Source organism: Vibrio sp. 10N.247.311.51 (genome assembly GCF_041467855.1).
Taxonomy (GTDB): domain Bacteria; phylum Pseudomonadota; class Gammaproteobacteria; order Enterobacterales; family Vibrionaceae; genus Vibrio; species Vibrio coralliirubri.
The window spans coordinates 25,377-50,831 of the sequence record NZ_JBFSVK010000003.1 but is presented as its reverse complement, the minus strand read 5'-3'; the positions used below and the strand labels follow the sequence as shown (position 1 = coordinate 50,831).

Sequence of the window (25,455 nt, the reverse complement as noted above, 5' to 3'; positions counted from 1 at the left end):
TTTTGTCGTTCACGCAAAATCACAAGCCAATCTGAATGCGTGAGTCACAAATGGATTACTTACACTTATCTAGGGTGAGCCTTAAGCACCTCACTGCGCTGCATATTATGCTGAACACCCACAGTGTCACTCAGACCTCAGAGCAACTCTGTGTCAGCCCTTCGAGTGTAAGCAAAACCCTATCTCAGCTGCGTGATATTCTGAATGATGAGCTTTTCTATCGAGATGGTACCAAGCTTATCCCGACTCCCTTTGCTCTCAAGATAGCGCCCACGGTTCACGCAATTCTTTCAAGCATGAACGGACTGCTTCATCAGAAGAGTTTTACCCCTCAGGAGTTCCAAGGCAGTTTTTCACTTTCGATGCGTGAAAGTACCTTCGAAGTATTTGCCTCTAAGATAAGTAAAATCACTACTGAACTCGCGCCAAACGCGAAGCTCAACATCTATTCGAAACAACAGCTCGGCTTCGATGCTTTGCTCAGTGGCAAGGTCAATTTGATCTTGTTGCCTCATGATATATCTCAGCCGCCGACCGATAACAAAGAGCTGGTTTGGGAAACAATTCTTCCAGATGAAATGGTTTGTTTGATGGGCGCACACCACCCTCTCGCTCAACAAGAACTGACGGTAGAAGGCTACTTAGATTACAAGCACATTGGGATTTTAGATAACGAACTGTCTCAGCCTTACTTTGAACAAAACTTGGTTCAATGCCACCAGCCAAGAGAGATGGCGATATCGGTCGCGGACTTCGGCGCTGCGGCTGTGTTGTGTCATCACACGCCTTTCCTGTTCACTTGCTCTAAACAGTGGGCTGAGCGTGCTAAGCAAGCTCAGGGCTTAGTGAGCAAGCCCTTGCCTTTTGATTACGGTAAGGTGGCGTATAGCTTGGTGTGGAACAAGCCCAACATGAATGATCAAGCGATCAAGTGGTTGTGTGACCTGTTTTTAGAAGCTTGATATTTTTAGAGACTTAATATCTTTAGAGACTTAATATCTTTAGAAACTTAACGTTCTTAGAAGCCTGATTAACCGCCTAAGAAACTTAAAGACTAAGTATAAACTTCAGGGGTTTGCATCGGTCTTTGAACTATGGTGTAGAGCTTATCGTGAAAGCTCTGCATCTGTTGTTCGGTGCATTTCGGCCAATCTAACGCTTCACCAATCACACCATGGTGTTGAAACGCATTCAGTCGAATTCGAACATCACTTGGCAGAGTCTTCAAGTAACGCCCCACCTGTTCAACTTCATCTTCAAGATCGCTTTTATTTGGAATATGCAGCAACCTAACTTCGTGCAGTTTTCCTTTATCTGCTAAGTAGTTAATGGTTTCAAACACCCTATGATTGCCTCTACCCACTAGCCATTGATGTGTTTCCGATTGCCATGATTTTAGGTCAATCATCGCACCATCGAGATAAGGCAACGCCTTGTCCCACCCTTGCAGTGACAGCGAGCCATTACTATCAATAAAGCACGTGAGATGCGCTAACTGTGGATCACTTTTAATCGCTTGAAACAGTTCAATGATAAATGGCAACTGCATGGTCGCTTCACCGCCAGAAACGGTAATGCCACTCAAGAAAAACTGATTATTCCTGACAAGCTCCAGAACCTCTGAGACCGTCATTGTGGTAATTTTCGGGCTCGACTTATGGTCGCAGACATCAATGCACTGATCGCAATTAGTACAGGCTGCCGGGTCCCACTTCACTTTGCCATTAACCATGCTTAAAGCGTGGCTTGGACAGCCGCTAACGCAGTCGCCACAATGGTTACAGTGATTGATTGTGTGTGGGTTATGGCAAGTAATACAGTCAAAGTTGCAGCCCTGAAGGAATAGCACTAAGCGGTTTCCCGGGCCGTCAACACAAGAAAAGGTCAGCACACGGCTGACCTTCGCTTGTTTTTCTGTCTTATTATTTTTAACCCTAGCCATTTGAGTTGTTAGATCAGAAATTTTCATAATTCACATTGTTCGTATTCGAAACGCATAACACACGTTAAAGCTATTCGTATGTCGGCGACATCTCTAAGCTCGCTACGCGTGGTTTACGCTCTAATATGCCTGTATTCTTCGCGGCTTCAGCCCCTAAGAAGGTGGTATTAGTACGTGAGCCTTGCTCGTCGTATTTAGCAATGTCTGACAGCTTAACCATGTAACCCGTCACGCGAACCAAATCGTTTGATGCCACGTTAGCCGTAAACTCACGGTAACCCGCCTGAATCGCGCCTTTACACAAGTTAAACATCGCTTCAGGGTTAGATTTCACTGTTTCGTCGATGGTCAGAATGTCACTGATGCCCGAGGTGTAGAACTTATGGTGACCCGCAGTTGCACGAACGTAAGAGACTGGATCTGGCTCGGTACCATAAGGAATACGGACACCCGGGGTCACATCTTCATCTAGGCTAATACCACCTTGAGCATGCAGCAGAGCTTTACCTTCTAACCCATACTTCACTTCAGAGCGTTCAACGATCTCAGCCAGCTTTTCAGAGATACGATGACCAAGTTGATTAGCCTGTTCATCGTGACCATAACGCCCTGCTTGGCCTTCTTTTTCCATCAAGATGTTAACGGCTTCCGCCATGCCATAAATACCGAACATTGGCGCAAAGCGATCTTCTTCGATAAGGCCTTCTTTAGTCAGGAAACCTTCGAAGAAGTTAGACTCTTCATGCAAGAAGCGGCTTCGAGCGTTCATCAACTCAACCATGATGCTACTGTAGTTCGGCAATGCTTGTTGTAAGAAATCAGCACTGTCCTCAGATTTCAACGCCACTTGCTTTAAGTTCATGCGCACTAAGGTGTTTGAACCACCCGCTAATGGCAGAGAGTTATAGCAGCTCACAATACCAAAACGCTTGTCGCCGTAAGCCTCGGCATGCACTGGATAGTTTGCAATATGTGGTTTACTGCATTCGCAGATGTTGCTCGCCGCATGACGAAGTAGATCATCAGGGGTCACGGCTGGGTCGTACATAAAGGTTAAGTTTGGCGCGATCTGCTTCAATTCAGCGTCTACACGTAAAATCGTACGGCAGATAATGTTGTCTGTCGGGCCGATATTCACATGCATAAAGGCGTCTGGCAGTGTGCGATCCAACATGATCCAGAACAGCTTAATCTTTTGGTATACCTGCTCTTCCGTTAAATCGCCCACGAAAGGCATCAACACATCATCCAACTGACCTAGGTAAACCGGGATTGAAGTGACAGAAGGAACATGGTGGTAAAGGATGGTAAGCATGTTCAATGCTTCATCGCAGTTGGTTGCCGCGCTAAGCTCCAAATACTCTGAGCCTTGATGTAAGTATTTAGAATAATCTGGAAGTACATAGCGCGGCTTAAATGGGGCGTGTCCTTCAAACATGTCACACAGCACACCTTGTTGTAAGGCTTGCTCTACTTCTTTGCTTACCGGCATATACGGTAAGCTGGCTTCAGCTTCTAAGGCAAGATAGCTCGACTTCTGTTTTGGTGACAGGTTGGCATCTGAAATGATATTGCTAAAGCGTTGTTGTTGCTCTGAAAGTGGTGAAGAAGTAGATGACGCTGATTGGTGGCTCATGATTAAACCCTTAATGTTATTATGGGCTTATTTTATATCTCACCGTCATATTTCCACTAATGAAATGTATGAAAGACTATATTTCCAAAATGGAAATAGGTAATTTGTAAATTAGGGGGGTTGAGTTTTCTATGAGCGAGATGGGAAATAGAGAAACCTGAGTTAATAGTGAAGAAATGAGAAAGCGCTAAGTCGTTGTGTTTAAAACGATAACGCCAAAAAGAGAAAACCCACATAACTGACCTTAAAGTCGTTAATGTGGGTTTAGTAGTTTAAATGAGCATTCTGAATGCTAGCTCAAGGCATACACACGATTACAGATCTGGAAGCGCTTGTTTACGTCCAACACCCATTAATACCTTTAACTCTCCTTGTGGAGTGTCAATCGAGAACGGTGTGGAGACTTCAACGACTGCAAAGCCCGCTGCACTCAATACATTCTCTGAGCGTTGTTGGCTTACACCGTAGTCTTCACTGTCGCCTTCCAAGTACCAATCCCAGTGTACAAACGTGCCGTCGTTTTCAAGCAGCGTGTAAATCAGACTGACTGTGTCTTGTAGGTTCGGGATAAAACCACACACCGAAGAGGCTACCACTAGGTCAAACTGATTTCTGAATGCTGGATGCTGCGCTGCAAGTCCGCGCGATAAAATATCAACTACCGGTTCAACGTTAGGTAACTCTTTCTTATCTAACTCTTCAATCATCCCTTCAGAGATATCAAGTGCGATGATCTCTTTTGCTAAAGGAGATATTTTCTGGCTGAGTAGTCCTGTACCACAACCAAAATCAAGGACACGGGTTCCGTTTAAATCAACGAGCTGTGTTAACTGGTCAAATACGGACTGTGCGAATACTGCGGTCGCGGGATCTTTATCCCAATCAACGGCGTACTCGTCCCATTGTTTCGCCATCATGGCCTCCATCTTTACTTCTTGTAGGTTCGGAACTTCCCCAGAGTAAACCAAATTAGTCAATTCGTCATAGAGTTATCATGCAAAGATGGACTATTTCTAAGATAGTCAGCACAATATTCAGATAATATGCACCGACCCCCGCTCAATATGGAAATGAAATGAACCTTTCTCAAGTCCAAGCCTTTTGTTCCGTTGCTGATTTAGGATCAGTTTCTGAAGCTGCACGCCAGTTAGAATGCAACCGAACCAAACTCAGCATGTCAATTAAAGCCTTGGAAAAAGAGTTAGATGTCGAGCTGTTCGTCCGCAGCGGAAACCACGTTGAGCTTTCAGAAGCGGGTAAAGCGATTTACAAAGATTGCGAAGGCATGTTGGTGACAGCCGCGCGTATTAAACAAACCTGCTTGCATGTTTCGGGCGAATTCAACGCGGAGATTTGGATAGCACGAGATGACTCCCTACCCGATGAAATGTGGCAGGACTTATCTCACGCCTTAAACAACAAGTACCCTTCTACCTCATTCAACTTCGTTCTCGCGTCGAGCGGTGACTTAGCTAACCTAGTTGAAACTCAGCAAGTCGACTTCGCATTTGGGGTCGATTACGAACGTGTCGATGACCCAAGAATTATCTACAACCCACTTGGTAAGATTCGAATGATGTCTGTATGTAAGAAAGGCCATGATTTGAGTGCGATGCGACGAGTGTCTGATGAGGTACTGAGAAATTCGATGCAAGCGACCATGGTTTATCTTAATGAAAAGGATAATCCTGAGCTTGAGCCCTTCTCGCGTCGTTACATTGGCTTCTCTAGCTTCGACTTTATGTTGGATACGATTTTACGTGAAGAGGCATGGGGCGTAATGCCAGAGCCATTGATTCGCCATTTATTGCGTGAACAAGAGCTTGCAGTGATCAAACACACCTACGGTTTAACACAAGAAGACTACTGTATGTTTACCGCGGCTGGCATGGCGGAGCACCCAGGAATGAATTGGTTAGCCGACCAGCTTAGTGATTACTTGTTTGATTTCTAGACGGACGACTTTTACTCCATACTTAAGTCTTGCTCTAAAAAACCATCACGTGATCCACTAAGTAGAGTCCGTCTTCTTCAACCAATACCATTTCAGCGACAAACTCACCTTTGGCGATGGTGTAAGCTTGTTTCCACACAAAGGCGATGGAATCTGAACGTCTAAACAGCGCAACTGGCTCACGCTCAGCAAAAAAGCCATTACTGTGCTGATAATGGTGACACACCTTTTCTAAATATTCTGGCGTAACAATGTCTTTCATTCTTTGAGTAAAGTCTCGACAGTGCTGTTCATGATCGACCTTGGTTGAACCGTCCATCAGGTTATCCATGATCGGGTTAGCAATCACCCACAACTCGTTATCACTGATATCGTCAAACTTCATGTTGATTCTCTCCTTGTCCATTGCAGTCTCAGTCAAATCTAGAAGACCAATAAGACCTCAGCGACTAATGTGTTTTATTAATCATAAACGATCCTATTTCAGTTGCACATCATCCCAAAAAAACACTCAACGTCAACTTTATTGACACCAAACTATCACCTTAAACCACTGAATTTTATTGATTTATATGTGTGACTTAAATAAGACACATAAACGTCATCAGATAAAGTTTGTAAAGTTAGCTCAATATTAGAACAATGAAGTTATCAAAAACATCTGGAAAATATTATGTGTGACAGGAAAAGCCAAAACGAAAATCGAGTACTATTGTTCTCAGCCCTTTTAGCATCAGGCTTCGCAATTGGCGGATTGGTGTTGGGTCTTCTCGTTGGCTCTCTGGTCATAGTATTTGACGGTGTCTATTCTCTTATCAGCTTACTGTTAACTTTATTGTCACTAGCTGCCTCGAAATACATTAGCCGCCCTTCAGATACAGAGTTCCCGTTTGGTCGAGCAATTATCGAACCAATTGTTATTGCCATCAAAGCTGTTGTAATTCTGCTTGTGGTTGGTTATTCACTTTACTCTGCGATTGGTGCCCTAATGACGGGTGGTCGTGAAGTTGATGCTTCTGTTGCAACTCTGTTTGGTATTTTCAACGTGTTGGGTTGTGGTTACGCTTGGTGGTACATCGCGAACAAGAGTAAACGTATTTCTTCAGGCCTGATTCAGGCTGAGTCTAAACAGTGGCAGATGGATACGCTGCTGAGTGTAGCGGTAACAGCGGGTTTCGTAGCGGCTTGGTTAATTACTTTTTCTCCGCTTGCAGAATACGCGGTGTATGCCGATCCAATGATGATGTTGCTAATGTCTTTCTACTTCATCAAAGTGCCTTTCGACATGTTACGTGAAGCCATGCGCGAACTGCTTATGATGTCGGCAAACAAAGATATTTGTGATGCGGTCGATAAGAACGTGGTCGCGGTAGACAAAGAAGCGGAGCAAGATTTGGAGCTGATGGGTGTGACTAAGGTTGGTCCAGAATTACGTATCAATGTAGATATTCATACAAACGACCAACAAGCGATTGCGGTCGATGATATTGAACGTACGCGCCGCCAACTTAAGCGACGCCTATCGAAGATGCCATATGAACTGCAATTGAACCTCAATGTCGCGAGCTAAGCTTTCACCTAGCAAATGACGTGGAACATCAGCGCAAATTACGACTGAGATTGAACCTTTTTAGAAGCCGACGCCTTTGCCGTCGGCTTTTCTCTTGTTACCCACCAGCAAGCCAATGAACCAACAGTTACCATACATACGCCCTGCCAAAACGTCATGGTCAATGATAAGCCCAAAATCACCGAGGAAAGTAGCGTCGCGAAGATTGGCGTAAAGTACGACATGGTTGCCAAAAACACCATGTTGCCACCAAGAATCGCCGTATTCCAAAGTGCATAGCCTGCCCCCATACAAGCGCCCGCTAACGCTAAATCAACCGCCGCACTGGTTGTCATCACCATGCCGGTTTCATCACTCAATGCGTATTTGATCCACAGAGTGATCGCCGTAGCGATAAAGAAAAGCACAATCGCATTCTGACCTTTCGCGACACGCTGGGTGTAGTTGCAGTAAACAGCCCAAATAATCGCACCGAAAAACGCCATAGAATAGGTTTTAGGATTGGTCGCAATGTTGGCAGCAATCTGGTCGACAGAGAGACCTTGGTCACCGCTGATGCTCCAAGCCACACCAAAGAATGCCAAGAAGATGCTTGGGTAAACCAGCCAGTTAATCTTCTTGTCGCTCAGCAGCACCGCAAACAACACCGTCAGTGCTGGCCATAGATAGTTGATTACCGCCATCTCTATCGCTTGATGTCGGCTGTTCGCCATTCCCAATGCCAGAGCCAAGAAGATCTCATAACAAACGAACAAGGCGCCGCCAATCAGCAAGTAAGACTTAGAAAAACGTGAAAGCTTAGGTAGCCCCATAACACAGACCAACAACAGCGAACTCACCGTATAAAGACTGGCCGCACCACCAATTGGACCTAGCTGTTCTGAGACGCTACGAGACAGAGCAATCAAGCAGCTCCATAGTAAAATGGCGATAATACCGTAGCAGCTATAACGATGAGATTTCAGCACGCCTTTTCCTTTATCTGTTTTGATGGTCACTCTATGGTTAAACCAAGTTCAAAATAATTGGCCGAGTACATTTTCGTACTCGGCCATCAATAATTTATTTACAAAGCATCTATCAATTTACGAAACATTAATCAATTAACGAAGCATCTATCCACTAACGAAACGCCAATCAATTGACAAAGCATTGGTTGATTGACGAAATCAACCAGTTGTAATTGCGTATTCGCTAGTGGCGGTCAGTTGTTAACTATTGACTAAGCCAGCAGTAGAGCTTGCAAGTCAGCCAAAGACTTCACTTGATAGTGAGGATTGATACCCGCTGGCGTTGCCTTTTCTTGACTGTTTAACCAACAAGTTTCGATGCCAAAGTCGAGTCCGCCTAGAATATCGGAATGTGGGTTATCCCCAACCATCAATATTCTTTGCTTCGATGGCAATCCAACCAGCTTATGCGCATATTCAAAAATCTCGGCATCCGGTTTGGCTACCCCAACCTCTTCAGAAATGATCACGTGATCAAAGTAATCCGTCATTCCTGTGCGCTCTAAACGGATTGACTGCAGCTCTGTAAAACCGTTAGTGATGATGCCCATGTTCACTTTGCCTTTTAAAGACTCCACCAACTCTTGTGCACCCGGTAACAAAGAACAGATGTCCGCCATCGCCGTTAAAAATGCACTGTTTAAAGCAGCCGTTGTTGTCTCTAGTTTCTCAGCCCAGCTTTCGAAGCGTGTGTGTTTCAGTTGGTCTGCGGTAATGCGACCATCTTGGTAATCGACCCAAAGTGGTAAGTTAACCTTTTGATAAGCCGAATAATCCTGTTCGCTGAAGTCCACACCAAAACGAGAAAACATCAGCTTCATTCCCTGATAAGCATCAAAATGGAACAAGGTTTCGTCTGCATCAAAGAATATCCAATCGTACTTCATTTTATTTCCTATTATTCGCGCTGTTGAGCACTGCCTACACTGTTTTTTTCGTTGTTCTTATCGCGCCCTAAAACGGCGAAGCATCACTTTACCCTCAAATTTGTGAGCCTGTATATAAATCTAATAATTTATATAAAACAAGTCGCAAGTCATGATGTATCGCAAATTTTGCCACATATTAAACCAATACCATACAAGAAACACACTTAAGTACCGGGAGGTATTATGAAGCACTTTTTTCCGTCATCTGTCATGCTCACCCCTTTTCTTGTCAAATACTATGATGAGGAGCTAGAAGACACCCTTGATTCTGAAGAGTCGCAAGATCCTCAAATTGAATGCAGTGAAAACTCCGATAAAACGTCGACACCAGCCTAACCAAAGCAACTTTCAGTGAAAAACCTTATTTTTCATTGTTATAGAGCACCATTCTGCTCTTGGTGGAGCCAATTTATCGCTAATCACTACTGACAAAGAACACAGCCAAAAACCATGAAAACGATTGCTATATGAGCCCTATCACAACGACTAGCCACAAAGTGGTAGTTCGGAATCAAAGTTGTTCCAGATCAATGGTCGACCACTTGAATGCCGACAACATGTAGGAAATTAAAAATCATAATTAACGGAGTTTTCCAATGTCTACTGCATTTTACATCCCTACAATCAACTTCATGGGTACTGGCTGTCTGAAGGATGCTACTGATAGCATTCAGTCTCAAGGCTTTAAAAAAGGTCTGATCGTTACTGATAAGATCCTGAACCAAATTGGCGTAGTTAAGCAGGTACAAGACCTTCTTAGCCAGCGTGGCGTAGACGCAGTGGTATTCGACGGCACTCAACCAAACCCAACCATCACTAACGTGAACGATGGTCTAGAATTGCTGACTGACAACGATTGTGACTTTGTTGTTTCTCTAGGTGGCGGTTCTCCACACGACTGTGCAAAAGGTATCGCTCTGGTTGCTTCTAACGGCGGCAAGATTGCAGATTACGAAGGCGTAGACCAATCTGAAAAGCCAATGATGCCATTGATCGCTATCAACACCACAGCTGGTACGGCATCTGAGATGACACGTTTCTGCATCATTACTGACGAAGCTCGTCACATTAAGATGGCTATCGTTGATAAGCACACAACACCGCTTATCTCAGTAAACGATCCTGAGTTGATGCTTGCTAAACCTGCATCATTAACTGCTGCAACGGGTATGGATGCGTTAACGCATGCAATCGAAGCTTACGTTTCAATCGCAGCAACGCCAATTACAGACGCTGTAGCAATTAAAGCGATCGAACTTGTGCAAGCGCACCTAAGAACAGCAGTAACGCACGGCGAAGACATTGAAGCTCGTGAGCAGATGGCTTATGCACAGTTCATGGCAGGTATGGCATTCAACAACGCTTCTCTTGGTTATGTTCACGCAATGGCGCACCAACTGGGTGGTTTCTACGACCTTCCACACGGTGTATGTAACGCTATCTTGCTTCCACACGTTCAACGCTACAACGCGCAAGTTTGCCCAGAGCGTCTACGTGATGTGGCAAAAGCAATGGGTGTGAATATTGAAGGCATGACAGCTGAACAAGGCGCAGAAGCTGCGATCAACGCGATTGTTCAACTTGCAAACGACGTGAACATCCCAACAGGTATCGCGCAACTTGGTGCGAAACTGGAAGACATCCCAACGCTGTCTGACAATGCACTGAAAGATGCTTGTGGTTTCACTAACCCTAAACAAGCAACTCACGAAGAGATCTCAGCAATCTTCGAAGCGGCAATGTAACCTAAATACAAATCACTTCTTATAGCTAAAACAAACGGGCTCACCTTCTGAGTCCGTTTTCTTTTATCTGTCCTGTCCCCTTCAAATCTTTGCCTCCTATCTAATCACTAAAAAGTCGCATTGTTGCAATCGCTTGGTTATAGTCAAACTATTGATATATAGAATAACAAACAGGTTCCATTGAGTCGTAGGATAGCTAGCACCTCATTATTGGCGTCACTCATTTCATACTCCGTTCAGGCAGAGGAACAAAATGAGTGTCACAGTCAGCCGTTAGAAGACGCCCCTGTCGAAAAGGCTTACCATTTCCTGAACAGTAAGTTTTGCCAACCTGCACTCTGGTTCGATAGCTTCTTTGTAGATGACCGAATAACTGAAGATGCCAGAGCTGGCACATCTGTACGTTGGTATAACGATTTTATTTATTCTCAAGGTGGGGAGCTAGACTACTCGACCAAGCTCAATGCGCGTCTGCATCTTCCTTTTGTCAGCAAACGCCTAAAATTGATCTACGAATCTGTTAGCGATGAAGAGTTCTTGGATTTTTTTCCAAATGATTCCGATGAGTTGGAAAGTGCATTAGGCCTGCGTTACGACGCCTATGCCAAGGGTTATAGCAGCTTCAATATTAAGGCAACATTGCGACCGCGCATTGAAGCTCGCTACCGTTTTACCTACCCTCTCACAACCGATGCGGTATTCAGGCTGACCCAACGGGTATATCAAGAAAAACAAGAGACTGGCGAAATCACTGACATCGATTTTGATCTTTCTCTGAGTGATGATTTCTTGGCTCGATGGTCAAGCTTTGCGGGGTATAACGACGACCTTAAAGGTTGGAACTATGGTACAGGGCTAACCTTGTATCATTATCTTGCTCAAGACCAAGCACTCCAATATAGCGCCACGATTAATGCTACGGATGAGCCTCATAATCATTACGAATACGCTCAGGTTTCGGTTACCTACCGACAAAACGTATGGAAAGAGTGGCTGTTCTACGAACTCATCCCTCGTTATCAATGGGAACGAGAACCCTATGAGAAACACACCGAAGAAGCCAACATCACTCTGCGGCTTGAAGTCCTGTTCAACAATGTGTAGCTCAATAATATCTAATTAGTGTTTGTGAGATAAGCATCGAGAGATAAGAACAGAGGTACAAAAAAAGCACATCATGCGATGTGCTTTTCAATTCAATCAGGCTGAAAGTGTAATCTTAACCTTTGTAATTTCTTACTCGCGCCGCTTCTGCTTCACGTTTATCGACAACCGTCTTACCGATTGGCGCCAGCGAGATAACCGCTAGCTTAAGGTGTTGAATCGCGAACGGGATACCAATGATGGTAATGAAACACGCCACAGCTGACATGATGTGACCAATTGCAAGCCAGATCCCCGCAAATAAGAACCAAATAACGTTACCAATCACACCTAGCGGGCTCGTGCCGATGTCCATTTCATTGGTTAGCTCGTCACGCGAAATCGCTTCCTGACCAAATGGGAAAAATGAGAAGTTACCCATAACGAAACACGCTCTACCCCATGGAATACCAACGATGGTTAGGAATGCGAGCAGTCCGAAGAACCACCAAGCCAGTCCCATAAATACGCCACCGAACAGAAACCAAATGATGTTTCCTATTGTTTTCATTCTGTATTCTCCAAATCTTTGAATGCTGTTTATTTGATATGCCGAGTAAGGCAATGCTTGTTCTAATAGGTTCATTATTGTTGAACCTTTATGAACCGTTTATGAATCACTTACATTTTATGTGATTGATATACACCACGGTTCTCTAAATCTACATAGGGCTAAACCCATTTATTTGATACCATGCACTTAGATTTTTAGTACCAAAAAGCTAAACAGACTCAACAACGAATTTAAGGCCGAATTTATGAATAACACTGAGCAACCTAAAAAGAAAATCAAAAACTGGGTGCCAATCGTCTTCTTCGGACTTCTCAGCACGGTTCCAGTATTCATGTTCTTAGTTGATGTGTACATCAACCAGTATATGTAACAGAGCCTGTCATCCTAGCTGCATAAATGGATACCGGACCGATTTCCTGTATCCATTTCCATTAGCTCCGTTCTTCTGCTGTCCGTTCTTCTGTAATCAACTCAACTCTTCCGCAATCAAATTAACTCTTCGTTAATCAAATCAGCTCTTCGTTAATAAAATCAAGAATGTCGATCAGCTCATGATCAGGCAAATTAAGTAAGTTATTACCTACATACCATTCAATCTTACATTGATTTGGCAGTTCGCTGATCGCTGGGTTTCCTATCCAAACCTTGTGTTTCTTCGCGATGTTATCTCTCACGATAATGCCGTCTTCGTAACTCACAGGTAGATAGAGGTGAAGCATGTTGACCTGCGGTTGCTGCGGGTTAACCGTGAACTGAGGGTAATCTTGTAGTATTTGATAAACCTGTTTGGTGCGTTCGTATAAAGCAGGCATCTGTTCTAGTCGTTCATCAAACTGCATCGCTGCTGAAACCACATAAGGCGTTCGGTGATAAACATTACCACCTTGCCGCTTCATCCACGCCGATGCTTTCGCGACAAAGGCTTTATCGCCCAACAATAACGAACCACCAAGGCCATTAAGGCCTTTATACAGCGAAACATAAGCACTATCGAAGCCCTGAGCAATCTCGCTGTATGACTTTTGGTAGTAGGCGCCACACTCCCACAAGCGTGCACCATCCATATGAAGGTGAATCGATTGTTCTTTGCAGTATTGCTTTATAGCTTCAAGCTCTTCCCACTCTGGCAATTGACCGCCAATTTCGCGCATCGGCAACTCATACAGAGCGGCAGCGATCTCATCAGGCCACGCCTTTAAGTCATCGACATTCCAAGTGCGAAATACGTTGCCGACTGGAAGCACGTTGAAACGATTTTGGAGCTGATACCCTTGGCGTTCATGGCGCATGATATGACTCGACTCATGCATCGCTACTAGTGGGTTTCTTTTCTCTTGGCAGGCAATTTCTAATGCTGTGGGTTGGTTCATAGTACCTGTAATAACAAACACGGCGGCTTCATAACCAAGCAGCTCTGCGACCTTGTTTTCAAAGCTCTCGATAAACTCGCCATCACCATAGCTATCATGGCTCACATTGTGTGTTTCACACCATTCAGCCATCTGAGCGAATGTTTGTGCTGGTGTCGGTTCTAGATGACCGGAAAGCAACAAATCACATTGTTGACGCAAGTCCATGCTCATAGTTTTTTCCTTTATTCATTATCGTTCTATGTAGGGTTATTGGATTATTTACGTTACCCACCAACGGTGACATAAAATACCCATATTCGCTTTTACTATTCGTGAATAATTAGTTTACTCAGTCATCGGCTAGTTGCGCCTGTAAGACACAAAATGACTGGTGTCTTATAGAATTAAACGCAGAAAAGCACACGTATCTAAACAAAGAAGTATGGGCTAATCCGTTGTTGTTCAACCATTCTTCTATTATTGTATAACTATAATTCCAATAAATATTATTCGTTAATGGACAAAGAGGGCTATATGTCGAAAAATCGAGTCTTGGTGCTATTCGCCCACCCTTCTCAACATCGTTCTGAAGCAAACAAACCCTTATTTGAACAAGCCAAACGCGTTGACGGTGTTACCTGTGTCGATCTCTATGCCGAGTATCCGACATTTAAAATCAACATCGACCGTGAACAGAAACGCCTGTTAGACCATGACATCATCATTTTTCAGTTCCCTTTGTATTGGTACTCAACACCGGCAATTCTTAAAGAGTGGCAAGACCTTGTTCTTGAATACGGCTTCGCCTATGGCGCCGATGGCAATGAACTACAGGGCAAAAACTTGTTATGTAGCATTACTGCAGGTGGTAAAAAAGATGCCTACCAAAGTGATGGTTACAATCATTTCACTATTCGAGAACTGCTTCATCCAATCGAACAAACCGCTTCTCTGTGTGGGATGAACTATCTCGCACCCTTTGCGTTATTTGGCTCGCGTACCGCGTTGGAAGAAAACCGCATTCAAGAGCATGTCGATAGCTATAAAGTGCTGTTAGAGGCGTTAGTTGCTGGCAAGATCAATATCAAGAAAGCCAGCAAAGCAGAAAAACTCAACCACTACGTAGAAGAACTAATGGCAGAGGTTAAATAATGACGGGATATTTTCTACAAGCGTTTATCTACTTAGTCGCAGCAGTTATTGCCGTGCCTATTGCCAAAAGACTTGGCCTTGGTTCTGTGTTGGGTTACCTCATTGCTGGTGTTGTGATTGGCCCAATCATTGGTCTAGTGGGTGAAGAGACCACAACCATTCAACACTTTGCCGAGTTCGGTGTGGTTATGATGCTGTTCTTGGTCGGTCTTGAACTTGAACCTAAGATGCTTTGGGCAATGAGAAACCGACTTATGGGACTGGGTGGCCTGCAAGTTGGTGGCACGACTGCGATTGTAATGGGTATTGCCCTTTTCTTCGGACAACCTTGGACCATTGCGCTGACTATCGGTTTGATCTTCGCACTGTCATCTACCGCGATTGTTCTCCAAACCTTTAACGAAAAAGGGCTATCCAAAACTGAAGGTGGCAAGAACGCTTTCTCAGTCCTACTGTTCCAAGATATTGCCGTCATCCCTATGTTGGCATTTATCCCTCTATTAGCCTTGCCAGAATTAATCGAAGCTGCACAAAGCGCGGTTGCTTCGGCTTCTGATCACCATGAAGAGTTAAGCCTTGTTGCTGGCCTACCCGGTTGGGCTTATGGCCTTGTGATCACGGCATCTATTGCGATCGTTGTGGTCGGCGGACACTTCTTGAGTCGTCCACTGTTCCGCTTCGTGGCAAGCTCAGGCCTGCGTGAAATATTTACTGCAACCGCACTGATGTTGGTGATTGGTATTGCTGCACTGATGAGCCTAGTCGGCCTGTCACCGGCTTTGGGTACCTTCCTTGCGGGTGTGGTTTTAGCGAACAGTGAATTCCGCCACGAACTTGAGTCTAATATCGACCCGTTTAAAGGGCTGCTACTTGGCTTGTTCTTCATCACCGTAGGTGCAGGCATCAACTTTGATGTTCTATTCAACGACTTTGGTTTGATCATTGGCCTAACCCTTGGCGTTATGCTTCTTAAAGCCTTGGTGCTATTTACGTTGGCATTGATCTTCAAAATCAAAAACAGCGACCGTTGGCTGTTTACATTGAGCTTGGCGCAAGCCGGTGAGTTTGGTTTTGTACTACTGAGCTTCTCAGCTCAAAACCACGTATTACCTGCAGACATCGTCCAAACATTGTCGCTGGTTGTGGCACTTTCAATGTTCCTAACGCCAGGGCTGTTCATTCTATTTGATAAAGTGATTCTGCCGCGTTACGAACAAAAATCTAACGACCGCGAAGAAGATACTATTGAAGAGAAAGGCACCGTTATCATTGCGGGCATTGGTCGATTTGGTCAAATCGTTAACCGCTTGTTGGTGTCGAACGATGTCAATACTGTGGTTCTTGATCACCAAGCGAACCAAGTAGACTTACTGCGCTCTATCAATATCAAATCTTACTTTGGTGATGCGACTCGTCACGACTTATTGCATACCGCCGGAATCGAAGAAGCCGCGATGCTAGTGGTAGCAATCGATAACCAAGACTCAAGCGTTGAGTTAGTGAAGTACGTTAAACACACCTACCCTAAAGTGAAAATCTTAGCCCGCGCATTCGACCGTGGTCATAGTTATCGCTTACGAGAAGCAGGTGCAGACTTCGTGGAATCAGAGACCTACCATTCTGCTCTTGAAATGGGCGCACAAGCCTTGCGCTCTTTAGGTCATCACCCATTCTTCGTCGAGCAGCAAAAATCGACGTATCAACGCGTTGAGAGTCGTAAGTCTGAGAAACTTTACCAAGCTTGGTCTGAAGCGGAAGAGAATCCACGCTACGACAACAACTACCGACAAATCTTCATTCACCTTGAAGAAGCAATGAAAGAAGACATGAAAAAAGACCGTTCAGACAAACACTCTCGCTCTGAGCGTGGTTGGACACCGCCACCAAAAGGCTATGCAGATGGCTTTGAGGAAGAAGAGTCTTAAGCAGAATCTAGACTACAGATCTAGATAACCATGCTATTCAACCATCAAAAGCGGCTATTTAAGCCGCTTTTTCTTTCATTTACCTCCTACAAAACGTCAACTCAGCACAAGTCTCAAGAGCTGAAACTCATAATCCGAGAGATTTGTGTGATCTAGCTAAAATTTTTAATTTCTGACCACATAGCAAAAGTGGATTCAATTTTTACATTATTGAAACATTCCAACCCTGCATAAACCACACCATAAACATGGCTATATATGCACTCATTCCTGCCATTCAAGCACCCACCCAATTCATAGCGACCACTCGCTAAGGCTTGAGTTACATTGCATATATCGAAATACTTCGCAAAAGCCCCAACAAACCCATTCATCAATCAAATAAATAACGCACGACATTCACAAATTCAAACCATCAAAATTAACATAAACATTTCAAAGTATGTCTATCGTTACAATTTGTAACGAATGGCGGTTGTCGGTATAGTCCTGCAATTCAAAAAGTGAGACCTTTGCGCTCACCTTAAAGGAGATATAATAATGATTACTAATGATGCTGTAATAATGGGCATGTTAGCTGTTATTCTTGGCGGTGTTTTTATCACGGAAAGTAGCCAAAATAGCGCACTGAAAAAATTCTACTCGTTCGTTCCGGGTCTATTGCTCTGTTACTTTGTTCCTTCTCTATTGAACAGCCTAGGCATCATCGACGCATCAAATTCAAAGCTGTACTTTGTTGCAAGTCGTTACCTATTACCAAGCGCACTCGTTCTACTGATCATCTCAGCTGACTTACGCAAAATCTTCGGCCTTGGCTCAAAAGCCGTCATCATGTTCCTAACGGGTACTGTCGGCATCATCATTGGTGGCCCTTTGGCGATTCTGATTATCGACCAAGTTAACCCTGACCTCGTATCTGGCGATGTATGGCGTGGCCTTACAACTGTGGCTGGTTCTTGGATAGGCGGCGGTGCGAACCAAGCAGCAATGAAAGAAGTGTTCGAGGTTGATGATCAACTCTTCTCTGCAATGATTACGGTTGATGTTATCTGTGCGAACATTTGGATGGCCGTGTTACTTATCATGGCAGGTCGCCAGAAGAAGATTGATGCATGGTTAAAAGCAGACACATCATCTATCGAAGAGCTAAAAGAGACGGTTTCTAAATACCAAGAAGAGAACGCTCGCCCAACAACTACAACCGATCTCATGAAGATCACGGCAATTGCCTTCGGTTTAACAGGTTTGGCTCACTTATTCAGTGACATGATAGCACCGTGGATCTCAACCAATGCGCCGGAACTTGCGAAATACAGCCTAACATCTGGCTTCTTCTGGCTGATCGTAATGGTAACAACGTTCGCGCTGATTGCTTCATGCTTCAAATCTACACGCAGCCTTGAGCACAGCGGCGCGTCTAAAGTTGGTTCAGCGTTCATCTACATCCTAGTTGCAACTATCGGTATGCAGATGGATGTGACAGCTATCTTAGACAACCCAGGTTACTTCTTCATTGGTATTACATGGTTAACTATCCATGCCCTTCTGATGATTGTGATGGCGAAGCTAATCCGTGCACCATTGTTCTTTATGGCTGTAGGTAGCCAAGCTAACGTAGGCGGTGCTGCATCGGCACCTATCGTCGCGGCTGCATTCCACCCAGCATTAGCACCAGTAGGTATCCTAATGGCAGTATTGGGTTACGCTCTCGGTACATACGGCGCTTACATCTGCGGTCTCATCATGCAAGTTGCTGCTGGTTAATACGACTAGCGCCAACAATCTGCTGAATTTGAAATCCGATATTGGTTCGCCAATGTCGGATTTTTTATGCGCGGTATAAAGAGGTAATGAAACAGGAATTAAAACTTAAGATCATACCGGCATTTAATTATTAGAGCTTATTAAACGACTATTTTACTTCCTTCCTAAACCACACTCGATTAATTACTTTTTTCAGCTGTCTTTGCACTGTTAACATTCAAAGAAATTTAACATCGGTTAAATTTATACATACATCTGTCATATTGCGTAGCAAGCCGTATGTGTTTAGCATCTATCCCCATAGAGAAAACGAAATTTAGAGATAGAACCCCCACTAAAAGGAAAATATGGCGACAAGCCAAGTCCTGCAAGATTGAAAGTCGCCATACTCCGAAGCCGTATAACAATAAATATATGAATGGTTATAGAATAAAGTTATCCCAAATGACTTATCTCAAAGAGCCGAACACTCCCACAAAGAACATTTTCCTCTAGGAGTAGAGATGAAGAATTGGAAAGTAAAATCGACAAAGCTAGTTAAAGGTCAGTACCTAGATTATCGAATCAGAGCGCAAAGCATAAACATTGACGCGAATGGGCTGTTAGAGTTTTACGACATGGGTATCGTTGTATCTAGCTTTAGCAGTGACGAATGGTTTATCTGCTACCACACCAATGTATTTGGCTACACCAAGAAAAGCCACTGTAACCCGTTTCAATTTGCTCACTGTAAACAACTCAAAGAGATAGAAGAAGCAAAGCAAGAGATTGTCACTAACTCGCCATTAGCGCTGTTTATTAAAAACCGAAAATGTAGACTAAATCCAGTTGGTAGAAAACCAAAATTTTAGTGGGTTTAAGTTACGAGGAATATACAGAATGAGAAATATCCTTGATAAATTTAAAAAAGACATTGGTGTTTGGTTATTTTTAACACTCATCTTTGGTTATTTTATCTACGCTTCATTCAATATATGTTGGAGTGAAATATTCAATTAATTGGCTAAAGCCATCCGATTAATATCAAGCTTTAGCCTATTTAATGTCATAAGGGAAATACAGCTAGTCGAATAAAGACGCCAATTTATTTTCCACCACAGGGCTGATATTAAAACTCAACATAAAATCTGGACGCGTTTTTTCGTCTTTCTCAAGGTAATAGTTCGCTTCAATGCCAAACTTCCAAGGGCGTCCATTCAGAACCGTTGTTTTACTAACACTGATGTTTAACGGAATTTCCGCCTGCTCCTTATTCCAGTCATATGTGAATGTCGGCGCAGAGCCCACCGTCCAACCACCTCCTAATATCTCTACCCAAAACACTTGTGTCGATGTCTTGTTGATTCGAGTATCAGAATGGTCGGCTCCGTCTCCAGAAACACCGTACAAGTGATTTGGGAACATACCGACAACTCGTTCACTACTCACCTTCCCGACCATAAACTCTGGCCCGACAGCAAATTGATCCGCCGTTAAGTCACTACTGCCCGTTGGCAACGAAGCAAAGAGACCGAACGCGACAATAGTACCGCCCTCCATTTTAGGCGCATAAGCTAAATCAAATGAGATGTCTGTAACGCCTGACTGATCCATACGCTGCGAGCTTGCTGGTGTGTCCACATGGAAATCGTTCTGTACATAAGAGATAGCCGGGCGGAAGATCACTTTGTCACCATTATCCATGGGGAACGGCAATGTCGGCTGTAATACGGTCGCGAAAGCATCTCCTCCACCATCGTAACCACCTGAATACTGGAGTTTTAGATTGAGGCTAGCGTAAGCTGTATTTGGGTTTGCAAGTTCCTTTGCTGCCTGTTCTGCCGCTTGATCGCTTTCAGATTTCGAAATGTCGACCTTAGCGCTAGCAAAATTCGGCGTTAATAATAGTCCAGTTATTATCAGTGCAATTGGTTTACAAGCCATGAGCCCTCTCTTCAATAGTAAAACAATAAGATGTAACTGCTTATTGAGTATTTTAGAGATTACTGGGCAGTAAAATGGCCATTAAGTGACAGAGGGATAAGTTAACCCTAGGTAGAATTTAGATACAAAAATGCCCCAAATCGCTTTGAGGCATTTTCAATTAATCAGGAAGCTCGGGAGTGTTTACTCCTTTTGCTTATTCCCAATCAAGAATTACTTTACCAGACATACCAGAGCGCATCATGTCGAAGCCTTTCTGGAAGTCGTCCACTTTGTAGTGGTGAGTAATGATTGGTGTTAGATCTAGGCCAGATTGGATTAGTGAAGCCATTATATACAATGGAAAATTAAGTTATTTAGAAACATAAACTTGCAAACAATCAAATTTAATAATGGCGACAAACTGGCGACATATATTTCTCTCTAAGACAAAAACAATGCCAACAAGCCTAATTTTCATCCGCCTTTACTTTTAGCTATCAGTTCTAAATGTTCTTGTAGCTTCTCAGGAGATTGAAAGGAAGCATGACAAATTTCATCAAGTCTAGTTATAGTAGATTTCAAGTAGCTTATCACTCTCCCATTGAGTTACTAAATATTAGTAATACTTATCACAAAACATGTCTTGTTAGCGCACTATGATCTCGACTTAACGCCATTACATCATCTACCAACTTCTCGATTTGCTTTTGCTGCATTTGCATTCGGCCTTGGAAGCTTTGATATTCCCTTTCATCCACTAATGCTAAACCACTCTCTCTAGCTTGTTGCTTAAGAAATTGTAGTTCAGGGGTTTGACTGCGCAGCTCATTTGCCAAGTCTTGTTTTAGTATTCTTTTTGCCACCGCATGTTCGAATCCATGCTCTTGGAACCAAGTATTGGTGTTGAATACGGCATTGTAGTACACGTGAACATTTTGGCTTGTTACGTTTTTCGCCTTCGCCAACTCAAAAATTAAGTCGTTTAAGGATAGGTCTTGCGGAACGATTGGAGTTGGAAGCGCTGGAACTGTGGGCATACTGTCGAACGCACGAATGACACTTAGGTGGAACTTTGGGCTAATCCACATCGCATAAGAGTAAACAAGTTCTTTGCATACCCAAGTCCCCGTATTGCTACCACCACGTTTGGTGTTTACAGCAAAGCAGGAATTCCTGCTTTGCTCAATTTCATTAACCAGTTCTTGAGTTTGCTGATTCTTGATAAAAATACTTGGACGATGTCGATTGTGCCCACCACTCGCTTTGTGTAGATCGTTTAGCGAATACAAATTATCGAGTGTGCGAATGTCTTTAGAAAGGATTGTTAGATTTGGCATGATGGCCTCCTTGGGGATGCTCTTTAAATCACCACACAAAGGGACTAATCTTCGGGTGGTGAGCTGAACAAGGTTAGTCCTACCGCTCCCAAGGTTACGGCCAGCCGAAGCTGCCTCGCCCAGCCCACCATAATGCTGATAGTACGTTTTATAGGTAAAACGACCATGTTCAGGTGTGCCGAAGCCACACATAAAAAAACCAGCAAAAGCTGGCGTCTATGCGCCTTGGGTGTATATTGCGGGGGACTAATCCCGACACTGGATTTTGCCAGTGCCGTAACAGATTAACGATGTGGGAGATCGGTGTCAAACGTTTAATAACGTTGCATATTGTGTAGAGTACGGTTCTTACAATCAGCTGCCTCACCCATGAACGTAGACAGGATTGAGACAAAAAAATTCCAGAGAAGACACGCCGTTCCAGAGTAACACTAAATTATTAACTAATTTAGATTCGTTTTATTTGTAACTATTGTAGCTTGGCCACTCAAATAAATGCGAATGAGAATGACTATTATGAATAATTTGAAGAAAATCATAGTTTCTTCGTTTTTCCTCTCCCCAATACATTGTTATTCCACAGAAATTAGAGGGGAAGCTTTACAATCGAATGACTCTTACGAAAATAAGATTAGTCATAAAAAATCGTTAGAGTTAGAAGCCTCCGGCTGTACTGGAGACCCCTCTTGGATTGATTACCCTTCCTTACCTCAAGAGCCTACAGAAACGAGTAAATCCGATACTAATTGCAGTTTTATGCAGTTTGCCTGGCAATCTTTTGCTTATTATACCAGTGACAAGACACCGGATTTATTCTTGAATATGATGCCGAAAGACAGAATATTTCAAGAGATACCCGATAGTTGGGACAATAAAGGTGATCAAGGATTAGTACAAAGTGAGATCCTTCAAGCCGGCTCTAATTTCCCATTGAACGACCAAGAAGGCAATCCGGTCTTCTATCAACAAAGTGTCAATAAAAAATTCTACGATGACATCGTCAAACACGGATTAAACAATAGCCAATGTGTCGCCAATATTGACAGTGGGAAAACACCGTTTGAAATATCCCCAGGCTCCACTGAAGTAAAAACCTCATGGAAATTAATATCTAATAACGACAACCCTGAAAATTTTTTCACTATTCATAGAGATGTTGAGATCGACGGGGCTGTAAGGAGTAATGTTCTAATGGGCTTGGTTGGGATTCATATAGTGAGAAAAACAAGGAATCATCCTGAATTCATTTGGACCACATTTGAACACAAAGAAAACGCTCCTGATTGTGCTGATGTTCCTAACCTATCAAATTTTGAAAAATCAGGTAAATGGACATTTTTCAACCCAATGTCCTTTCAAAAAGTAAATACTTACTTCCCTGGTAAACCTACTCAAGTCTGTAGAGAAACACCCTATGGGGTTGGTTTTTTAACGAAAATTGAAGTAGCTAAAGATATAAAAGCGCTTAACGAGGCAATGTCAGACTATTACCAATCACGTAAATTTGTTTGGTCTAACTACTTCCTTGTGGGTACATCTTGGACAGTCTCAAACGAGAGTGATTTAAATAAAGGAGAGATACCTCCCACTTGGAAAAATGAAATAGGCGGTTCGAAGTTATTATCAAACAGCACAATGGAGACCTATGTCCAAAACCCCCAATGGTTTGCTTTAGTGCATCCTAAAGAAGATAGGGGCTGTTTTGCTTGTCATAAATATAATCCTTTAACAAAGAAAGCCTTACATTTAAGCCATATGTTCAATGCGGCCCAAGATTATGGTCCGTGTTTCTTTAAGGATTGATTTAAACCTAAAAATTGAAACTTCCTAACAAAAAGTGATCGGCTTTCCACTTTTATAATTTTACCCTTTCAAATTAAAAGGTTTTATAGCAATTAACGTTAATTAAACCGCATAATAACATTTGACAGCTCAACACCATTCATTGGAATTATAATTATAAAGAGTTAAGCATGCGATCCAGACCCCCTTGGTTAAACCGCTTATTCAGTCCCCACCCTCAATGGGTCTATAAGACTGGTGTTGTGTTATTGGCCCTGTTGTTTAGCTTATTGGCTTCATTAGCAACCAGTCTTTATCAAGTTCATAAGGAAATTAAGCATGATGTCGACTACCTCGATCAAATCGTTTCTGTTGCGATTAAATATGGCCTTGAAAAACCCACTCTTTCTGAAGCAAGCGTCGCTAGCGGTGAATGCTCCACTGACACTATAGAGCAGTTAGAGAAGCTTTATGTGTCGCATCTACTTATGTCGATACCCATCGTTAATCTTGATAAACAGAAACCCTATACCTATTGCTCCCCTTTTGGCGTTGAGCAATTTGAACAACGTAATTTTAAGAACTTACTCAAGACACAACTAAAAGGGGAAATGTGGCGTTTAGCGATTGTTTCTCTCTCTACAACCCCAAAACATCCCCCCTATCTATACGGTTCGAATGGACAATATGGTTTCCTCTTTCCATTACGTACGGAATACCTTTTTCTTGAAAATGATTTAAACCATCAACGCTCTATTCGTTTATCTTTACCAAAAGAAAATTACACTATCCTTGAAATAGGCAGTTTGCCCAATGCCGATCGCCTGTACTCGAACTCGGTTGCTTCAAACTATCTGCCTCTTACCTTTGAATCCTCCGTATCTACCTCACGAGTGCTCTCGAAGTTTAAGCAAAACTTGTGGCCAGTTACCACTTTACTCTTTATGATTTCACTCACCATTCTTTGGTTATGTGTTTCCTATTGGCACGCAAAAAAAGAAATTGCTCTTCAAAAAGCGGTTCGAGACGCCCAGTTTTTCCCCTATTATCAACCCATCGTCGACGCACAAACAGGTAAAATGCTCGGTGTCGAAGCTTTACTCCGATGGCTTCCCTCTGATGGCCGTGTCATAGAACCAAGCAAGTTCATCCATTATCTAGAGCAAAGTGGGGAGATCATTCCAACAACAGAGAATCTCATTACAACGATTTACCAAGACTTATCGTCTTTGATGAGTCAAAACTCCGAGTTTTATTGCAGTGTCAACATCACTCCTCTGCACCTCCAAAATGACGATTTTTACCACTATTTAAAGCGGTTTCAGCACGACTACTCAAAACTGACGCTTGAATTAACAGAACGTCAACCGATTGAAAATTTAGCGTTTGCCAGTCAGCGTATCGCCTTACTCAAAACATTAGGACTTAAAATAAGCCTTGATGATGCAGGTACCGGTTATGGCGGAAACTCGTATTTGCATTATTTCGATATTGACACTATCAAAATAGACAAAATGTTTACACGGTCCATTGATGAAGGAAAGTCCGCTGTTCTCGATGGGTATATTGAGATGGCTAAACAATTAGAGCTCAATCTAGTAGCGGAAGGGGTTGAAAATAAACTCGAAGCTAAAGGGCTTTTATTAAGAGGCGTCTTTCAACATCAAGGTTACTATTACGCCAAACCTATGCCGATTGAAGATCTCCATCGCTGGGCTTTAGCTCATGGTTATACTCACGAGCGGGTTAATGAGACGCTCACAAAAACGTCATAAAGCTTACCTTTGTCCACAAC

At 43.2% G+C, this 25,455-nt stretch carries 22 protein-coding genes and 1 pseudogene; 12 read left to right on the top strand and 11 right to left on the bottom strand.

All coding sequences use genetic code 11. The features are described 5' to 3' along the window. The first annotated feature begins 50 nt into the window (after positions 1 to 50). The gene (locus tag AB6E85_RS04260; RefSeq protein ID WP_372141593.1) at positions 51 to 962 is read left to right on the top strand and encodes a LysR family transcriptional regulator; all 912 of its coding nucleotides are present in this window, start codon (positions 51 to 53) and stop codon (positions 960 to 962) included. 92 nt (positions 963 to 1,054) lie between these two features. Here AB6E85_RS04260 and AB6E85_RS04255 read toward each other — a convergent pair whose 3' ends face one another. The 3 genes from AB6E85_RS04255 to AB6E85_RS04245 form a co-directional block, all read right to left on the bottom strand. Continuing rightward, on the bottom strand, positions 1,055 to 1,969 hold the full coding sequence (locus AB6E85_RS04255; protein WP_372141592.1) for a YjjW family glycine radical enzyme activase: 915 nt from the start codon (positions 1,967 to 1,969) through the stop codon (positions 1,055 to 1,057). A 43-nt stretch (positions 1,970 to 2,012) separates the two neighbouring features. Beyond that, positions 2,013 to 3,578, bottom strand: a complete 1,566-nt coding sequence (locus AB6E85_RS04250; protein WP_372141591.1) for a YjjI family glycine radical enzyme — start codon at positions 3,576 to 3,578, stop codon at positions 2,013 to 2,015. Positions 3,579 to 3,892: 314 nt separating this feature from the next. After that, on the bottom strand, positions 3,893 to 4,492 hold the full coding sequence (locus AB6E85_RS04245) for a class I SAM-dependent methyltransferase (RefSeq protein WP_050643982.1): 600 nt from the start codon (positions 4,490 to 4,492) through the stop codon (positions 3,893 to 3,895). Between the two features lie 161 nt (positions 4,493 to 4,653). Here AB6E85_RS04245 and AB6E85_RS04240 point away from each other — a divergent pair, with 161 nt between their 5' ends. Continuing rightward, on the top strand, positions 4,654 to 5,532 hold the full coding sequence (locus tag AB6E85_RS04240; protein WP_016797108.1) for a LysR family transcriptional regulator: 879 nt from the start codon (positions 4,654 to 4,656) through the stop codon (positions 5,530 to 5,532). A 34-nt stretch (positions 5,533 to 5,566) separates the two neighbouring features. Here the strand turns inward: AB6E85_RS04240 and AB6E85_RS04235 are convergent, their stop codons facing one another. Beyond that, positions 5,567 to 5,917 (bottom strand): hypothetical protein, encoded by a 351-nt coding sequence (locus tag AB6E85_RS04235; protein WP_372141590.1) that lies wholly within the window; start codon positions 5,915 to 5,917, stop codon positions 5,567 to 5,569. A 288-nt stretch (positions 5,918 to 6,205) separates the two neighbouring features. On the opposite strand from AB6E85_RS04235, the gene AB6E85_RS04230 reads away from it, so the two are divergent. Continuing rightward, the gene (locus AB6E85_RS04230) at positions 6,206 to 7,102 is read left to right on the top strand and encodes a cation diffusion facilitator family transporter (RefSeq protein WP_372141589.1); all 897 of its coding nucleotides are present in this window, start codon (positions 6,206 to 6,208) and stop codon (positions 7,100 to 7,102) included. Between the two features lie 38 nt (positions 7,103 to 7,140). Here the strand turns inward: AB6E85_RS04230 and yddG are convergent, their stop codons facing one another. Then, positions 7,141 to 8,070: an aromatic amino acid DMT transporter YddG gene (gene yddG, locus AB6E85_RS04225; protein ID WP_172379206.1), complete on the bottom strand. Its 930-nt coding sequence runs from the start codon at positions 8,068 to 8,070 to the stop codon at positions 7,141 to 7,143. 254 nt (positions 8,071 to 8,324) lie between these two features. Beyond that, positions 8,325 to 8,999, bottom strand: a complete 675-nt coding sequence (yjjG, locus tag AB6E85_RS04220) for a pyrimidine 5'-nucleotidase (RefSeq protein ID WP_004730231.1) — start codon at positions 8,997 to 8,999, stop codon at positions 8,325 to 8,327. A gap of 638 nt (positions 9,000 to 9,637) precedes the next feature. Between yjjG and yiaY the strand changes: the two genes are divergently transcribed. Together yiaY and AB6E85_RS04210 are read left to right on the top strand one after the other, a co-directional pair. Further along, on the top strand, positions 9,638 to 10,786 hold the full coding sequence (gene yiaY, locus AB6E85_RS04215; RefSeq protein WP_372141588.1) for an L-threonine dehydrogenase: 1,149 nt from the start codon (positions 9,638 to 9,640) through the stop codon (positions 10,784 to 10,786). 180 nt (positions 10,787 to 10,966) lie between these two features. Next, a complete protein-coding gene (locus AB6E85_RS04210) occupies positions 10,967 to 11,890 on the top strand; it encodes a hypothetical protein (RefSeq protein WP_372141586.1) in 924 nt (307 codons plus the stop codon). Between the two features lie 115 nt (positions 11,891 to 12,005). On the opposite strand, the gene AB6E85_RS04205 is transcribed toward AB6E85_RS04210, so the two are convergent. Then, positions 12,006 to 12,440, bottom strand: coding sequence for a YccF domain-containing protein (locus AB6E85_RS04205; RefSeq protein WP_004730224.1), 435 nt, complete (start codon positions 12,438 to 12,440; stop codon positions 12,006 to 12,008). 247 nt (positions 12,441 to 12,687) lie between these two features. Between AB6E85_RS04205 and AB6E85_RS04200 the strand changes: the two genes are divergently transcribed. Then, entirely contained in the window at positions 12,688 to 12,813 is a 126-nt protein-coding gene (locus AB6E85_RS04200; protein ID WP_017075772.1) for a hypothetical protein, read from the top strand. 136 nt (positions 12,814 to 12,949) lie between these two features. Here AB6E85_RS04200 and AB6E85_RS04195 read toward each other — a convergent pair whose 3' ends face one another. Beyond that, positions 12,950 to 14,026, bottom strand: coding sequence for a low specificity L-threonine aldolase (locus AB6E85_RS04195; protein ID WP_372141585.1), 1,077 nt, complete (start codon positions 14,024 to 14,026; stop codon positions 12,950 to 12,952). Between the two features lie 303 nt (positions 14,027 to 14,329). Between AB6E85_RS04195 and AB6E85_RS04190 the strand changes: the two genes are divergently transcribed. From AB6E85_RS04190 to AB6E85_RS04175, 4 genes are all read left to right on the top strand, one after another. Further along, positions 14,330 to 14,947 carry an NAD(P)H-dependent oxidoreductase gene (locus AB6E85_RS04190; protein WP_046223961.1) on the top strand — a complete coding sequence of 206 codons (618 nt, stop codon included), beginning with the start codon at positions 14,330 to 14,332 and terminating at the stop codon, positions 14,945 to 14,947. Continuing rightward, positions 14,947 to 16,872 carry a monovalent cation:proton antiporter-2 (CPA2) family protein gene (locus AB6E85_RS04185; protein WP_048663377.1) on the top strand — a complete coding sequence of 642 codons (1,926 nt, stop codon included), beginning with the start codon at positions 14,947 to 14,949 and terminating at the stop codon, positions 16,870 to 16,872. Before AB6E85_RS04190 ends, AB6E85_RS04185 begins: the two co-directional genes overlap by 1 nt. A 540-nt stretch (positions 16,873 to 17,412) precedes the next feature. After that, positions 17,413 to 18,636 carry a DUF819 domain-containing protein gene (locus AB6E85_RS04180; protein WP_046223963.1) on the top strand — a complete coding sequence of 408 codons (1,224 nt, stop codon included), beginning with the start codon at positions 17,413 to 17,415 and terminating at the stop codon, positions 18,634 to 18,636. A 503-nt stretch (positions 18,637 to 19,139) separates the two neighbouring features. Then, positions 19,140 to 19,487: a hypothetical protein gene (locus AB6E85_RS04175; protein ID WP_372141583.1), complete on the top strand. Its 348-nt coding sequence runs from the start codon at positions 19,140 to 19,142 to the stop codon at positions 19,485 to 19,487. Between the two features lie 211 nt (positions 19,488 to 19,698). Here the strand turns inward: AB6E85_RS04175 and AB6E85_RS04170 are convergent, their stop codons facing one another. The 3 genes and pseudogenes from AB6E85_RS04170 to AB6E85_RS04160 form a co-directional block, all read right to left on the bottom strand. Then, positions 19,699 to 20,559 (bottom strand): hypothetical protein, encoded by an 861-nt coding sequence (locus AB6E85_RS04170; RefSeq protein WP_372141582.1) that lies wholly within the window; start codon positions 20,557 to 20,559, stop codon positions 19,699 to 19,701. Between the two features lie 196 nt (positions 20,560 to 20,755). After that, positions 20,756 to 20,896, bottom strand: a pseudogene (locus tag AB6E85_RS04165) (L-threonine 3-dehydrogenase); the annotation flags it as partial. Positions 20,897 to 21,170: 274 nt separating this feature from the next. Next, positions 21,171 to 21,878: a KilA-N domain-containing protein gene (locus AB6E85_RS04160; protein ID WP_372141581.1), complete on the bottom strand. Its 708-nt coding sequence runs from the start codon at positions 21,876 to 21,878 to the stop codon at positions 21,171 to 21,173. Between the two features lie 516 nt (positions 21,879 to 22,394). Here AB6E85_RS04160 and AB6E85_RS04155 point away from each other — a divergent pair. Both AB6E85_RS04155 and AB6E85_RS04150 read left to right on the top strand, forming a co-directional pair. After that, the gene (locus tag AB6E85_RS04155) at positions 22,395 to 23,681 is read left to right on the top strand and encodes a hypothetical protein (RefSeq protein WP_372141579.1); all 1,287 of its coding nucleotides are present in this window, start codon (positions 22,395 to 22,397) and stop codon (positions 23,679 to 23,681) included. A gap of 170 nt (positions 23,682 to 23,851) precedes the next feature. Further along, the gene (locus AB6E85_RS04150) at positions 23,852 to 25,435 is read left to right on the top strand and encodes an EAL domain-containing protein (RefSeq protein WP_372141578.1); all 1,584 of its coding nucleotides are present in this window, start codon (positions 23,852 to 23,854) and stop codon (positions 25,433 to 25,435) included. The last annotated feature ends 20 nt before the right edge of the window (positions 25,436 to 25,455 follow it).

What these genes read in the sequence shown, in the direction of transcription:
- yjjG (WP_004730231.1), bottom strand. Translation starts at nt 8,999, where the DNA reads ATGAAGTACGATTGGATATTCTTTGATGCAGACGAAACCTTGTTCCAT.
- AB6E85_RS04245 (WP_050643982.1), bottom strand. Translation starts at nt 4,492, where the DNA reads ATGGCGAAACAATGGGACGAGTACGCCGTTGATTGGGATAAAGATCCC.
- AB6E85_RS04205 (WP_004730224.1), bottom strand. Translation starts at nt 12,440, where the DNA reads ATGAAAACAATAGGAAACATCATTTGGTTTCTGTTCGGTGGCGTATTT.
- AB6E85_RS04155 (WP_372141579.1), top strand. Translation starts at nt 22,395, where the DNA reads ATGAATAATTTGAAGAAAATCATAGTTTCTTCGTTTTTCCTCTCCCCA.
- AB6E85_RS04240 (WP_016797108.1), top strand. Translation starts at nt 4,654, where the DNA reads ATGAACCTTTCTCAAGTCCAAGCCTTTTGTTCCGTTGCTGATTTAGGA.
- AB6E85_RS04190 (WP_046223961.1), top strand. Translation starts at nt 14,330, where the DNA reads ATGTCGAAAAATCGAGTCTTGGTGCTATTCGCCCACCCTTCTCAACAT.
- AB6E85_RS04255 (WP_372141592.1), bottom strand. Translation starts at nt 1,969, where the DNA reads ATGAAAATTTCTGATCTAACAACTCAAATGGCTAGGGTTAAAAATAAT.
- AB6E85_RS04185 (WP_048663377.1), top strand. Translation starts at nt 14,947, where the DNA reads ATGACGGGATATTTTCTACAAGCGTTTATCTACTTAGTCGCAGCAGTT.
- AB6E85_RS04235 (WP_372141590.1), bottom strand. Translation starts at nt 5,917, where the DNA reads ATGAAGTTTGACGATATCAGTGATAACGAGTTGTGGGTGATTGCTAAC.
- AB6E85_RS04180 (WP_046223963.1), top strand. Translation starts at nt 17,413, where the DNA reads ATGATTACTAATGATGCTGTAATAATGGGCATGTTAGCTGTTATTCTT.
- AB6E85_RS04200 (WP_017075772.1), top strand. Translation starts at nt 12,688, where the DNA reads ATGAATAACACTGAGCAACCTAAAAAGAAAATCAAAAACTGGGTGCCA.
- AB6E85_RS04230 (WP_372141589.1), top strand. Translation starts at nt 6,206, where the DNA reads ATGTGTGACAGGAAAAGCCAAAACGAAAATCGAGTACTATTGTTCTCA.
- AB6E85_RS04150 (WP_372141578.1), top strand. Translation starts at nt 23,852, where the DNA reads ATGCGATCCAGACCCCCTTGGTTAAACCGCTTATTCAGTCCCCACCCT.
- AB6E85_RS04175 (WP_372141583.1), top strand. Translation starts at nt 19,140, where the DNA reads ATGAAGAATTGGAAAGTAAAATCGACAAAGCTAGTTAAAGGTCAGTAC.
- AB6E85_RS04195 (WP_372141585.1), bottom strand. Translation starts at nt 14,026, where the DNA reads ATGAGCATGGACTTGCGTCAACAATGTGATTTGTTGCTTTCCGGTCAT.
- yiaY (WP_372141588.1), top strand. Translation starts at nt 9,638, where the DNA reads ATGTCTACTGCATTTTACATCCCTACAATCAACTTCATGGGTACTGGC.
- AB6E85_RS04260 (WP_372141593.1), top strand. Translation starts at nt 51, where the DNA reads ATGGATTACTTACACTTATCTAGGGTGAGCCTTAAGCACCTCACTGCG.
- AB6E85_RS04250 (WP_372141591.1), bottom strand. Translation starts at nt 3,578, where the DNA reads ATGAGCCACCAATCAGCGTCATCTACTTCTTCACCACTTTCAGAGCAA.
- AB6E85_RS04170 (WP_372141582.1), bottom strand. Translation starts at nt 20,559, where the DNA reads ATGGCTTGTAAACCAATTGCACTGATAATAACTGGACTATTATTAACG.
- AB6E85_RS04160 (WP_372141581.1), bottom strand. Translation starts at nt 21,878, where the DNA reads ATGCCAAATCTAACAATCCTTTCTAAAGACATTCGCACACTCGATAAT.